This is a genomic window from Chloroflexus sp. (assembly GCF_034434295.1).
In the GTDB taxonomy this organism is placed as follows: Bacteria; Chloroflexota; Chloroflexia; order Chloroflexales; family Chloroflexaceae; genus Chloroflexus.
On sequence record NZ_DAOTZQ010000056.1, the window covers coordinates 31,072 to 45,338 of the forward strand.

Consider the following 14,267-nt stretch of genomic DNA (forward strand, 5'->3'; position numbering starts at 1 on the left):
GAATCTTCACTAGTGATCAGACTACTCGATTCAGCGTCCTCAAAGCTACGTATTGCAACGAAATATTCTTATTGCAAATATAGCACATTTCAACAGCAATTAAGATAACGAAATATTCAGAAAAGATTTCACTTACGCAGTGGTTTGACTGCCGGTTTTAATCTCTTGTTCGGTCTCGGGCATTATGGGGAGGGAAAAGGTAATATGGGGAGGGAAAAGGTAAAGCGTGTTCCTTTCCCGACTTCACTGTGCGATATCCAGATTCCGCCATTGTGGGCTTCTACAAATTGTTTACAGATTGCCAGTCCAAGGCCGAGGTGTGTATTTTTTGTCTCGCGACCATTGAGATGGTTTGGTACCTGATGATAGGGCAGAAACACCTTTTCGATCTGATCGGCTGGAATACCGATCCCGGTATCGGTCACGTGAACAAGAACACAATCTTGCTGTTGTTCAGCACTCACGGTGATCTGACCACCATTGGGCATCGCCTTGACCGCATTCTCTATCAGATTGGTCAATACCTGACCGATCCGTTCCTCATCAAGAAACATATCGGGTAACTGATCTGGCACCTCCCAACGCAGATCGACGCCGTGAGATCTAGCCGGCTGTTGTTGCTGAACGCATGTGGTAATGATAATGTCAATAATATTTGTGCGCACCGGGCGCAGCTCCAATTGATTGGTGCCATTACGATTGATCTCTATCAACTCCTCGATGCGTTTATACAAGCACTTATAACTGTCTTTCACTTCGCCGAGGAAACGGCGTTGCTCTTCGGTAAGCTTACCAATGTTATCACTTTCCTTAAGGACAATATCAAGATTACCGTTCAGAACGTTCAGCGGATTGCGCAGCTCATGCGCAAGTTTGCCAATAAATTCCCGGTGCTGCCGCTCCTGTACTTTCTGGTCGGTAATATCGTGTAACACCAGCACAGCCAGGCAAGTATCGGGTGACGGATTCACCAGGGTGGCGTGAATCTGGTACCAGCGAGCCTGCTCGGCTTCGCCATCAACAATTTCTTTGCTAAACGAAACCTTGCTCTGGTAAAGCTGACGTGCCGTATCGATCAGATGATCGGCCAGTCTGCCATTGCAAGCCTGACTATGCGCTATCACCTGTCGCGCTACGGCGTTGTCGAGGTAGATCTTGCCCACTTCATCGTACACGATCAGGCCATCGGCCATATCGTGCAGAATGGCGCTAAGCATCGCCTGTTGCCGACTCAACTGAACGTGGAGTTCGGCGTTCCGAATCGCAATCATGGCCTGGATGCTAAACGAGGTTAGATGACGCTCTTCAGCCGGAGAGAAGGCTTCACTCTGCCGACTCACCACACTGAGGGCTCCGCGAATCCGGTCAGGCTGATCGGGATCGAAGAGAGGAACGCTGAGCGCGGCCTGCCATTGCTGATCGGCCAGGGATTGCCATACCGGTTCTTGCACTATCTCGTGGGCGTCAAGCAAAACAGTTCGTTTTTCGGTAATAACGACTTGCGCCAAAGCGGTTGCCCAGTCTGATTGTTGGGCATCGTTGTGCAGAATCTGGTGTTCAAGGCCGTCATCGCGGGCCAATGTCAGCGCCACATTATCGATGCGCTGCACGCCTAGCATATGGGTCAGCGAGTCGAGAATCTGGCGCAGCACATCATCCAGGCTCAGCGAACTGCTGATAGCACGCAGGCTTTCGCCGAGAGCCTCCATTCGCCGTAGTCGCTCACGCAGATCATTGTTCGAGGCTTCCAGGCTGGCAACCTGCTGTTTTTGTTCACGGCGAACCTGATCGTACCGTGTCCGCCAATCGAGAGCTGTCAGGTTGCGTCGCTGCCCAAACCAGACCAAAGCCAGAACAGTGATGATGCTTAACAGGAAGCTACCAATCGATACCAGCGCGGTCAACGTTAGTGGATTGTCAGTCCAGGGCGAAGGCGTGGTAAGCGGGTAGAGCAGGCCAATCAACGCCGGCAGTAGCGCCGGCCACAATGAATGGAATCGATACCGCCATGCGCGTAAGGCACCTACCCCCTGAACAACGGTCAGCAGTGGGCTGGTGCTGATCAGGAAGAGCGACCAGAAGATCATGAGCAAATCGCTCAGGCCGGTGAGTGTCAGGAGACGGTTAGTCGAAGTTGGGTGACGGCGAATCAATAGCAGCAAGACAACGTTGACTAAACCGTAACCGATCAAACCACCCCAGGCCGCAGATGGTAGACCGAATTGGGTTAGTAGCCAGCCTAACCCCAATGCCGGCAACGGCAAGAGGCGACGGATAATCGTTTGCAGTTGCCAGGTGTTATGCTTCATGGCTATCGTCAACGTATCTCAAACTATGGCTCAAACTTGTAGCCGAGATTACGTACTGTAATGACGTGTCGTGGATGATCCGGGTCTTCCTCTACTTTTGTACGCAGGCGGCGGATGTAGACTGCGACCAGATTGCTTTCGCCTTCGTGATCGTACCCCCATACTTTACTCAAAATTTGGGTTACGTTCAAGATACGTCCCGAATTCTTCATCAGGTAGTAGAGCAACCGAAATTCGAGTGGAGTCAATTCGACAACGCGACCATCGGTGAAGAGAACTTTGTGTTCGACAGGATCGAGCGTGATATTGCCCTGACTGAGACGAGTCGAGGTGTTGAGCACATCGGCGTTGCGTCGTCGTAAGACAGCTTCAACACGCGCCAGCAATTCCGAAGGTTCAAACGGTTTGACCAGATAGTCGTCACCACCAATTTGAAGCCCCATCACCCGATCCTGGAGTTGATGGCGAGCCGAGAGGAAGATAATCGGAATGTCGGAGTTGCGCCGAATCTGGCGACAAACCTCGAACCCATCAGTTTTAGGCATCATGACATCCAGCAAGATGAGATCGGGATTGTGTTGCTCGATCAACTGGAGAATGTTGGATGCATCGTGTGCCCGAAATACACGATAACCAGCTTCTTCAAGCAAGTAAGAAGTCATTCTTGCACTGGGGATGTCATCATCAACAACCAAAATATTCATGCGGCTCTCCCTGTTTGCTTTGCTGGTGGTGCAACAATACGATCTCTACAACTACGGCGCATTAATTGTACCACTTATAGCTTGCTTTTGGCTAGAGTTGAAACATTAAAAACTGGTATAGTGATTTAATGACGATGGTATTGGCGAGCGTTATGAAACGGGCCATGGTTGGTGTAGAGGTCGAAGCCGCCATGTGTTGAACATTCTGGTATCCGCTGTGTCTGTTGTGCACGTTGTGCTCTAATGCCCGGGCTTGATTGATCCTGCGCATCACCGCATGGCATCGGCGGTGTGGTCATCTGTGAGCATCCGATTCCGGTCTTGTGGAACCGTAGGGATAGCCTGTGGAATATGCACGAACTTGGGCCTGGTGGATGCGCGTGGATATGCTGTATGTACCACTGATCCGCCCCTGCCGGTTAGTATCGCACGGGATGCGGATAGACGCCGGGGTAGTAGAAGGGAATGGGTTGGCGTGTGTTCCAGGCATGGCATCTTACCGGATATGAGATGAGGGTGACCATCACCTCCGCACCCAGACATCCCGTAGGGGTGGGTTCCAAACCCGTACCTTACGAATCCGCCCATCCCACCACGCACGTCAAAAGTCAGGGGCCATCGCAAAGCTGAAACTACCAGGTGTGGCACGCGATGAGTGATGAACCCGGTTCATCATGATCGAGAACACTATTCGGTTATGTGCACTCCGGCGTCCTCTAACGGTGGCGGCACGCTACCGATACCCTTGCTGAGATAGAGCATGACAGGTGATACACAGCACAACAATGACTGACAGATGCATCGCACTGGCTCTGAATGAACTGCTGTAATACTGACAGTCTGGTATAATCCGTTCCCGGCAAACAATACAGGTGTGAACGTGGTTCAACCTTCTGTCGGGTGAGGAAACCGTCTGGTTGTGAACCGGTGAAATGGCAAGCAAATAGCTGCACCTTACACGTCGTTAATCGTCATGCATCATTCAGCGCAGCACTATTGTCTAACAGCCTCTAGCAAAACTGGCACGATATGGAACAACTCAACCTGCTGAATCCCGCCCAGCGTGCGGCTGTTACTGCCCCAATTGGGCCGATACTGGTCAAGGCTGGAGCCGGTAGTGGCAAAACACGGGTCTTGACGCTGCGGATCGCCTATCTGATCACGCACTACGGGGTAGCGCCGCAGCAGATTCTGGCGGTTACTTTTACCAATAAGGCGGCACGCGAGATGCGTGAACGGTTAAGCAATCTGCCAGGGCTGCGGATTCGTGGTTTAACCAGCGGTACCTTTCACGCCATCTGCACACGTATCCTGCGCGAGTCGATTGAGGGTCGGCTGAAAGGATATACCTCTTCGTTCTCGATCTATGCCGGCGAGGAGCAATTGCAACTGGCGGCGGAAGCATTGGCAGGCGTAAGTGAGACCCCTCCCCGTTTGATCGAAGCCGATGAGGTGTTACGGCTGATTTCACGGGCCAAAAGCCGGATGCTGACTCCACGCCTGATGGCACGGTTCGCTACCGACCCGCTTGATCGCTTTATCGCTGCCTGTTACCGTCGCTATCAGCGGGCACTCGAACAGGCGAATGCCCTCGATTTCGATGATCTGATCCTGACCGCGTATCGCCTGCTGAGCGATGATCCCGATTTGCTGGCAACGTATCAGCAGCGCTGGCAACACGTGCTGGTCGACGAGTACCAGGATACCGATCCGAGTCAGCACGCGCTGATTGAGTTGCTCACCCGGTCAACGGCGCAGCGTCCGCGCTCGCTCTTCGTGGTTGGCGATGCGATGCAGAGTATCTACGGCTTTCGCAACGCCGATCACAGCATTATCAACCGCTTTGCTACCGATTTTCCTGATGCCCGTGTGATCGAGTTGACAACGAACTACCGTTCGCGCCAGCCTATCCTCGATGCGGCGTATGCAATTATTCGCCACAGCCGCAGTGTGGCACCGATGGAGCTGCGCGCTGCGGCACGCAATGTTGATGAACGTTGTGTATTGATCAGCGAAGCCAGAGATAGTCGTGACGAGGCTGAGCAGGTAGCCCGTTCGATTGCCGATCTGCAACGGCAAGGGCGACGGTTGCGCGATATTGCCGTGCTCTACCGCACGCGCCATATGAGCCGACCATTCGAGCAGGCCCTGCGCCATGCCCGGATTCCGTATCAGGTGCGCGGTGGAGTGAGTTTCTTTGATCGGGCGGTAGTGCGTGATGCCCTGGCCTATCTCCGCTGTATTGCCAATCCGGCGGATAACCTCAGTTTGACGCGCCTTGCGAATGTGCCGGCGCGAGGGTTAGGCGGGCAGGCGCTGGCGATCATTGCCGCTTATGCGGCAGCACAATCGTTGCCGATCAGTACAGCTCTTGGCCATGCACAGAGTATTCCCGGTCTGAGTCCGCGGGCGGTCGAAGGTGCCCGTCGCCTCTTCGCCTTGCTGCAACGCTGGTGGCGGTTGGCCGAGAGCACCATGCCGCCGGATCATTTGCTGGCCGATGTGCTGGAGCAGAGTGGGTATATGGCGGCATTAGCTGAACGTTTCGATGCCGAAGAGCTGGCCGAGGCGCGTGCCCATTTGCAGGAACTGCTGCGGGCAGCAGAAGAACACACTGAGTTACGTTCGTTCCTGCAAGAAGTTGCGCTGATGACGAATACAGACAATGATGATGATGAACGTGATCGGGTCCAGCTTTTGACGATCCACGCCGCCAAGGGGTTGGAGTGGCCATTTGTGTTTGTGGTAGGCTTAGAAGAGGGAACACTTCCGCACGAACGGAGTATCGGCGATCCGGCGGCTATCGAAGAAGAACGGCGCTTGTGCTATGTGGCGCTGACCCGTGCCGCCGAACGGCTATATCTCTCGTGGACGGCAAGCCGACAGCGTGGTCAACGTCTGAAACCGTCGCGTTTTCTCGATGAGATCATTGCGTTTGGTCGAGAACGTGCGCGAGGACGATGAGTGAGCGAGAGGTTCTCTCATTATGGGTGATGCTCTCTGTGGCGCGGCTCTCCGTGGCGTGGGCTTCCAGCCTGTGTGCAGGCATACCCCCGCCGCCGTCAGGTGATGAACGTCATCGATGGTGCGCAGGTTGGAACCCGCCCCACACCTTGGTCCGACGCTCCGGCTGTCCCCACTGTAACCTTCCCGCGTCCTGCACGGTGTGCATCGCCAGAGAGATCACCGGTGCGTCTAGCCTATCCGCGATCTCCACTCGCCATTTGCGCAGGGAAATCTTCGTTCTGAGATCATCCCCGTGCTGAAGTGACACTGACACTCCTATTGGATTTTTGTTGTGCGGCAGCCTCGGTTCCTTACACACCTGCTGCATGGATTCGATTCATGGCAATCCGCAAAGGCTACAGCCAGATCGTCATCAGTGTTACTGTTATCACGATCACAAGCAGGAAGACCGATACAATCAGGGCAATGCGTTCGATATTCCACAGACTAATCGTGCTCACCAGTGTATCATCCGGTCCGATGAGATACAGCTCGCATTCCTGACCATCAAGCAAGCCGTTGATCTGCGTCATCGTCACACCCCTGATACGGAGTTTGGCGCGTATCGGTCGGGTATGTTCGCCGGCATTGGCAATTGCTCTGTCAATCAGATCACTTAGTGTGCCAACACTTCGCCAGTGGCTATCGAAAAGATCGATCTCGGCTTCGTAGACCGGTTGAGCGCGCTGGCGTAGCAGAGTGCGCACGTTATTGGGCAATCCTTCGCTATCGTCATCATTCTGGTACTCAACTGCCCGCCGCGACCAGTGAAACACCTTCTCTTCAACCAGATTGCCGTTCCCGGCACACGTCTCGCAACGCACCTTTCCGTAGCCCTTGCAGCGATTGCAGGTCTGATCAACCGGATCGGCCTCATCATTGCGCGTCTTCCGTGGTTTGATCGTTCCTTTCCCCTGACACTGTGGACACACTAGTTGACCCGATCCCTGACATTCGGTACAGGTAAAAAAGCGCCGTGATCCCGGAAGAACGATGTCCCCCCCTTTTTCCGAACTAAACTCCTCTGCTACCGGTAGTGGCACGCTCCAGAGATCAAGGACCGGTTCGGCCTGGGGGCGTTCATCGAGGTTCATGGGTCGAACCTTTATCTCTGGCCTGGTGCGCGTCTCATAGAGGACGTGTAATTCGTAGAAATAGATATTGAAGCTGGCAATCGTCTCAAGCTCGATCAATTGGCCGAGGGAGGAGCGCCGAAAACGATTTTTGCGGCTCCAGTTGTTGAGCCACTGCCGCACATAGTTGCGGCGATGCCACTTATCTGCCCGCTTTCGGGACTCGCTGAGAAAATCGTTGAACTGATCGGCCAGACTCGAAAGATCGGTGCTGATCGCCAGTTCCAGCGGATTTTCAAACCATTCGGCGCAGGCTTCCCAGCGTGATTCCTCCATATCGGTGGTAGCCTGGTCGAGCAGGGTACGTAGCGCCAGGCGGAGGGCATTAGCAGCAGCCCCGGCTGTCGTGAAACGCATGTTGGGTTGTGGGGCAAGCATGCGCAAGAGCACCCGTTCGGCCAGGGTCAGAGCCGGTGGTTTACCGACCAGATCAAGTTCAGCGATCAGACCGGCTGGCGGAAGTTCACCACTCAGCAAATGGTAGGCCACGGCACCCAGGCTGTAAATATCGAGGGCCGGATGCGCCTCGTGCTGAGTCAGGCGTAGTTCAGGTGCTGAATAGGGGGTTACATAATCGGCTTCCTCGATCTGGCTCAGATCAGGGGCATCAGGGGCATCAGCAAGGCTGAGGTTGGTAAGATAGGCATTACCCTGCGGCGTGACCAGAATATTCGCCGGTTGTACATCGCGATGAATGATCTGCTGCTCGTGAAGATAGTCGAGCGCTGCGGCAATCTGGCTGATGATGCGCATGGCCGGTGACAGTTCCAGCGGGCCTTCAGCCAGCAGATCACTGAGCGGACGGGCATCGACATACGGCGTTACCATATAGTCGCCGTACCGCTCATCGTGGCCGGCATCAATCACCGGCAACAGATGGGGATGGCTCAAACTCGCTGCCAGGCGGGCGGCCAGTTGAAACCGGCTACTGGAAATCCAGTCGTGGCGTCGTAACAGGGAAATATACACCGGACGGTTCAGCGTCTGATGAATGGCCCGGTAGATGATAGCCAGTTCATCCTGTCCGATGCGTTCGAGTAGCCGATATTCGCGCAGCTCAGCGCCATTCTCTGCCCCCTGGCGCCGTTCGCTGCGGATAAAGGGGCGCGGATTGTTCATAGCCACCTCTGACTCCCACCTGTCTTAGAACTTTTGTTCGTATTATACCGTATTCGTCAATGATAACGACGTGCGCTTGCTACCTCGCCAACGATGGTAACAAGTAGAGCGTTATAACTCAGCCTTTGAATGGCTATCATAGCACAAAGCGTCAACTCGCTGTTACAAGTGAGGACATCGCTACCGATGGTAGCTGCTCGTTTTCTGTTGCCAGGCTGCATCATTGCTATACTGTGATTGTGCCGTTTGGCGGCGAGCAACCAAGAGAACTGGATACGCGATGACGTTCATCCGTATCCTTCCTGTCAGCCAGGATCTCTGCCTCCCCAATTCAACCTCCACGGCGACCTGTACGCCATTTCCTCGCGCTTGCCCCTTTGCCCGCCGTCCGGTCTACGGCCCCTTAAGGGGCCGTTTCCGTTTCTGTCGGCGGTGGCGGTACTGTTCCATTCTCTAATAGCTGTAAAGCCCAGTAGAGTTGGGCATCAGCACAGCTCGTATCGGCAGGACGATCAGGGACGCAGGGGGCAGGGTAGGTCGCCTCATTCGAGGCCGGTACCACATGTTGGGGGGTAATGCCGACACCGTTAATGGCTTCGCCAGCGGGGGTTAACCAGCGGGCAATGGTGATGCGTACACTGCTCCCGTCGCGTAACGTGTAGATGTTTTGCACCGATCCCTTGCCGAAGGTGCGCTCACCGAGCAGTACGGTGTTGGGCCGTTGATCGCGTAAGGCGCCGGCCACGACCTCGGCCGCGCTAGCCGAGCCACCATTCACCAGCACAACCATTGGAATGTCGTAGAGCCGGCGGTCGGGTACAGCGGTGATGGTACGCAATTCCTTTTTGACCCCGCTTCGTTCCTCTTCGTAAAGGGCGACACCGTCGTAGAAACGACCCAATACTTCTTGCGCAGTGGTTAAAAAGCCGCCGGAATTGTTTCTCAGATCAAGCACAATGGCGCGTGGTTGTTGCGGCCGCAGTTCGGCAATTGCGGCATCAAGTAACTCGGTGGTGGTAGCCTTGAATTCGGTGATCTGGATGTAGGCAATGCCATTCGGCAGCATGGTGCTGTTGACGGTGATCAATGGGATGGCGGCACGGGTGATAGCGACGGTAAAGACGCGATCCTCTACCGGGCGACGCAGGGTCAGGCGAACGACGGAACCGGCTGGGCCACGGATCAGGCTGACCGCACGGTTACTGGCGTCGTTCTCGTTTAGGCCAGCGATCAGTTCAGCCAGTTCCTGATCATCGACGGCCAGGATAATATCACCCGGTTGCAGGCCGGCCTGTGCTGCCGGCGAGTTGGGGATGGGGCGGTCAATCACAATCATCCCATTCTCGACCCGCAGATAAGCACCGATCCCTTCGTAACGGCCTTCCATCGATTCACGATTCTGTCGGGCTTCCTCTGGCTCCTGGAAGAAGGTGTAGGGATCGTCGAGGGTGGCCAGCATCCCACGGATGGCACCGTAGATCATGCGCTGGCGATCAATACTCTCAGGACGGTAGAAATTGCCTTCCACCAGGTCCCATACATCCCAGAACACAGCCGCATATTGCCGGCGTTCACCAGGGGTCAGCAGGCGGGCATCAGCATTGGAAACGCCGGTAATAAAGACATCAATCGGCGAGACGCCGACGATACGGCCGGTAATCCACCCGCCGAGGAACGCCACAGCCACGACAGCCAGCCATTGCACGATTTTGCCGATAATTGCCCACACCCGTTCCATAGCAGTATCTTTTCTAGTATTGAAGTGCATATTGAAGCATGGCCAGTGCTGCCAGCGGTGCCGTTTCGGCCCGTAAAATGCGTGGTCCCAGTGACACCGATTGAATGCCGTGCTGATGCGCCGCCGTTCGTTCAGCCGGATCAATACCGCCTTCAGGTCCAGAGTAAATGGCGATCTGGCGCAACGATGGTTGCGGCGGCAACACTGTACGTAGATGCACCGTTGCCTGTTCATCGAGCAGAATAGCCAGGTCGGCGGTACGCGCCCTGGTCAGTGCCGCTGTGAACGACAGCGGGTCAGCGACAACCGGTAATCGTCCCCGTCCAGCCTGCTCGGCTGCTTCGGTGGCAATGCGTTGCCAGCGCGCCAGACGATGGTCGTCAATCCGACCGGCAATAAGCGAACGGGCGAAGGTCACCGGTACAATCCGGTGTACCCCCAGTTCAACAGCTTTCTGGATTGCCCATTCAAAGCGTTCAGGACGGATGAGGGCCAGATAGAGATCGAACGTAACTGCCGGTTCGCCGGTCGCCTGGCAGCGAGCCACTACCTGACCGCGAGCGCGTCGCCGATCAATGTGAGTGATCTCAACGATTGCCGCCAATCCCTGTCCGTCGAGCAGCATCACCCGATCACCGGCACGGAGGCGCAAGACACGCTCCCATTGATGAATGATGGCCGAATCATCAATCTCTACCTGTTCGGTGCGTAGCCAGCCAGGATTGACGAAGAAGCGGCGTGTGTTGGGAATTGCGAGTGTGTCATCAACCATCGGCTTTACGGGAAGATTGGATCGGTACCCGGTGATACGCCAAGTGTGCTGATTAATGCCGGTATATCGGGAATATATGAACGCAACAGGGTTGCATCATCGGCGAGGAGTCGGTATGCTCCCAGGGTTGCCGGCAAGAGGACCGCTGTTCCTCGCGGCAGGTCGAGGGTAAGCTGTTGCCAGGCAAGCTGTGCCGTCCCCGCAATGACGGTGAGGATCTCAAGCGAGGCAGGGTCGGTCGTCGCGGCTAACTGGCCCTGTACGTGCCAGCGCTCGAGCGCAAATGAAGAGCAGGCCACCAGTAATTCGCGTCGTTCATCCAGTGGTAGTGGTTGCAATTGGGCGGTGCGTGCCGGTTCCAGCCGACTCACCGCCAGCGCCTGCTCGATGTGCAGCGGGCGGAGCTGACCGGTACGGGCATCGCGTCGGTTGTAATCGTACAGGCGATAGGTGAGATCCGATTTTTGCTGAATTTCAAACAGCATGATCCCGGCATTAATGGCGTGAATCGTCCCCGCCGGCACGAAGATCAGATCGCCGGACTGAACCGGCCGCTGCGCCAGGAGAGTTTCGACGGTACCATCAGCGATTGCCTGGGCCAATGTCTCTCGTTCCAGCACCGTGGATGTGCCCAACGTCACGGTTGCTCCCGGTTCGGCAGCCAGAATGTACCAGGCTTCAGTTTTGCCGTGGAAGCCGGTATGCGCCTCAAACGTATGGGCATACTCATCGTCGGGATGCACCTGGACCGAGAGGCGGTCGGCAGCATCAATAAATTTCGCCAGCAACGGCAGATCAGCACCGTAGCGGGCGAACGGTCGTGAACCGACCAGGGCGATGCCGTAGGCACGGGCCAGATCGGCAATCGTTGTGCCGGCCAGCGGGCCGTTGCTGACCCGATTGCTATCGAAGACGAGCCAGATTTCACCCAGCCGTTCAGGATGGGGGTACGGCAGATCGAGCCAAGGTGCCAATCGTTGACCACCCCAGAGTGGTTCAACCAGGCGCGGTTCACAGAGAATTGGATAGAGTGTCTGCATAGGTTTGAGTCTTCAGGTCTGTGGCGGGCGACGGTGAACCAGAGCCACCCACTCACCCTCAACATGGCGTTCGATCGGTTGCAGACCGACTGCGGCGAAGGCTGCTACGACCTCTGCCTCTTTTACATCAATGATACCACTACTAATCAGCAGACCACCGGGTTTGAGCGCAGTCGCCAGATCAGGTGCCAGCAGCACCAGGACTTTTGCAATCAGGTTGGCAGCGATCAGATCGAAGGTGGCCTGGGGAGTGGTGGCGTGCAGGGTGGGATCGGGTGTTTCCGGCCCAAAATCGCCGGAGAGCCAATGCCCCATCGCCTGCCCCGCGCCGAGGCTGCCTTCGGCTACCTTCACCAGGTCTTGCACCTGATTGCGCTCAACATTTTCGTGCGCAACCCGTACCGCAATCGGATCGTTATCGAGCGCCAGTACCTGACCGGCACCGAGTTTTGCCGCAGCAATCGCCAGAATGCCAGAGCCAGTGCCGAGATCGAGCACCTGTTGTTCGGGTTGTACCAGCCGTTCGAGCAGGTGCAGGCAGAGGCGGGTTGTCGGGTGGAGGCCGGTACCAAACGCCATCCCCGGATCGAGCAGCAGGACAACATCGTTCGGCTGCGGCTGATATTCCAGCCACGACGGCACAATCACCGTGCGCTCGCCAATGCGCAGCACCGGATAAAACTGCTTCCATGCGTTCGCCCAGTCCTCTTCGGCCAGTGTGCGAGTCTGTATTGGGCCGAGCGGACGAATCTGGTGGACATGCCAGAGCGCATGCTCGATCTGCTGACGGGTCTCTTCGACCTGCGCGTCAAGTGGCAGATAGGTACGCAACCAGACCGGTCGGTTGGGATCGTACTGAAATTCTGGCCCTTCATCGCCGGCGATCCAGCTCTGCTCGATGACAACACCACCATTGTAGCCATAACGGGCCAGGATTTCGGACACCGTTTCCACGGCTTCCGGGTCAACTTCGACTGCAATTTCGAGCCAGGATGTTGTTTGCATGGTATGGATGTCACCTCTCCCACTTCCATCGCGTGCCCTGCGGACCATCCTCAAGCGTGACGCCCAGATCGCTCAACCGATTGCGCACCATATCGGCCAGAGCGTACTGTTTTGCCTTGCGTAACTCGCTCCGCACCTCGATCAACAACTCGATGAACGGGGTGGCTTCAGCAGCGATTGTGCGTTGCCGTGGTTGCAAGCGCAGACCGAGCACACCGGCCAGCTCACGTAGAGTCTGCTGACCAATCGCCAATGTCTCGTTATCGAGACCGGCATCGCGTGCCGCGTTGATGGCCCGTACCAGGTCGAACAGGGCGGCGAGGGCTGCCGGGCTGTTGAAATCATTGTCCATCGCCGTGATGAAGCGTTCACGGGCAAGTGCTGCCGCTTCGCGCAGGGCAGTCACTGCCGGTCCTTCGTGTACTGTCCCAGTGGCCGGTGCCAGGGCCGAGAGCAAGCGCTCCAGTTTGCGCTGATTATCAGCGGCAACCTCATCGTTGTAGGTTAATGGGCTGCGGTACGAGCTGCTCAACACGATCAAACGGAAGACATCGGCGTCGTAGCGGCTCAGAAAATCAGCAATCGTCACCACATTGCCCAGCGACTTCGACATCTTCTCAACCTGGCGCGTCTGCGGATTAACCAGTTGCAGCATGCCATTGTGAACCCAATAGCGGGTAAAGCACTGTCCAGTCAAACTCTCGCTTTGCGCAATCTCGTTTTCGTGATGCGGGAAGATCAGGTCGGTGCCGCCACCGTGAATGTCGATCTGTGGGCCGAGGTGTTCCATCGCCATCGCCGAGCACTCGATGTGCCAGCCAGGCCGGCCCGGCCCCCACGGACTCTCCCAGGATGGTTCGCCGGGGCGAGCGGCTTTCCAGAGCGCGAAATCAGCCGGCGACTCCTTGCGCGGATCGACCTCGAAGCGGGTTCCGCTCAACATCTCATCGAGCGAACGGCCAGAGAGCTTGCCGTAGTCTTCGTCGCGGCGAACGCGGAAATAGACATCGCCATCAACGACATAGGCATAGCCGCGCTCGATCAAGCCCTGCACAAAGGCGATAATTGCCGGCATTGTGGTTGATACTCGTGGATAGGCCGTTGCCGGCAAGACATTCATGGCCTGCAATTGGGCGAGGAACTCGGCGGCATACTGCCCCGACAACGTTAAGGGGTCTTGCCCAAGCGCATTGGCGCGGGCAATCACCTTATCATCAATATCGGTAAAATTGACGATATGCCGCACTTCGTAGCCGCGAAATTCAAGATAGCGCCGGATGACATCGAAGACGATGGCCGACATCGCGTGCCCGATATGGGCTTCGTCGTAAGGGGTCACGCCGCAGACATACATCCGCACCACGCCGGGTTCAATAGTCTCCAGCGGTTCGAGGCGGCGGCTCAGGGTATTGTAGAGTTGAATCGTCATACGAACTCACTA

General features: G+C 56.1%; 9 protein-coding genes. 1 reads left to right on the plus strand and 8 read right to left on the minus strand.

The genetic code is table 11. The annotated features are described in order from the left end of the window. Positions 1-182 precede the first annotated feature (182 nt). Complete coding sequence (locus VAE57_RS08975; protein WP_322821545.1) at positions 183-2,309, minus strand: ATP-binding protein; 2,127 nt, start codon at positions 2,307-2,309, stop codon at positions 183-185. 23 nt (positions 2,310-2,332) lie between these two features. Beyond that, positions 2,333-3,013, minus strand: coding sequence for a response regulator transcription factor (locus VAE57_RS08980; protein WP_322821546.1), 681 nt, complete (start codon positions 3,011-3,013; stop codon positions 2,333-2,335). A gap of 1,029 nt (positions 3,014-4,042) precedes the next feature. On the opposite strand from VAE57_RS08980, the gene VAE57_RS08985 reads away from it, so the two are divergent. Continuing rightward, on the plus strand, positions 4,043-5,977 hold the full coding sequence (locus tag VAE57_RS08985) for an ATP-dependent helicase (RefSeq protein ID WP_322821547.1): 1,935 nt from the start codon (positions 4,043-4,045) through the stop codon (positions 5,975-5,977). A gap of 398 nt (positions 5,978-6,375) precedes the next feature. Here the strand turns inward: VAE57_RS08985 and VAE57_RS08990 are convergent, their stop codons facing one another. The 6 genes from VAE57_RS08990 to cysS all read right to left on the minus strand — a co-directional run bounded on the left by VAE57_RS08990 (position 6,376) and on the right by cysS (position 14,255). Then, positions 6,376-8,271, minus strand: coding sequence for a protein kinase domain-containing protein (locus VAE57_RS08990; RefSeq protein WP_322821548.1), 1,896 nt, complete (start codon positions 8,269-8,271; stop codon positions 6,376-6,378). Positions 8,272-8,674: 403 nt separating this feature from the next. Beyond that, a complete protein-coding gene (locus VAE57_RS08995; protein ID WP_322821549.1) occupies positions 8,675-10,009 on the minus strand; it encodes a S41 family peptidase in 1,335 nt (444 codons plus the stop codon). 13 nt (positions 10,010-10,022) lie between these two features. Then, positions 10,023-10,781, minus strand: coding sequence for a 16S rRNA (uracil(1498)-N(3))-methyltransferase (locus VAE57_RS09000; RefSeq protein WP_322821550.1), 759 nt, complete (start codon positions 10,779-10,781; stop codon positions 10,023-10,025). Between the two features lie 5 nt (positions 10,782-10,786). Further along, on the minus strand, positions 10,787-11,821 hold the full coding sequence (locus tag VAE57_RS09005; protein WP_322821551.1) for a type I phosphomannose isomerase catalytic subunit: 1,035 nt from the start codon (positions 11,819-11,821) through the stop codon (positions 10,787-10,789). 12 nt (positions 11,822-11,833) lie between these two features. Then, complete coding sequence (locus VAE57_RS09010) at positions 11,834-12,826, minus strand: 50S ribosomal protein L11 methyltransferase (RefSeq protein ID WP_322821552.1); 993 nt, start codon at positions 12,824-12,826, stop codon at positions 11,834-11,836. 10 nt (positions 12,827-12,836) lie between these two features. Continuing rightward, complete coding sequence (cysS, locus tag VAE57_RS09015) at positions 12,837-14,255, minus strand: cysteine--tRNA ligase (protein WP_322821553.1); 1,419 nt, start codon at positions 14,253-14,255, stop codon at positions 12,837-12,839. Positions 14,256-14,267: the final 12 nt, after the last annotated feature.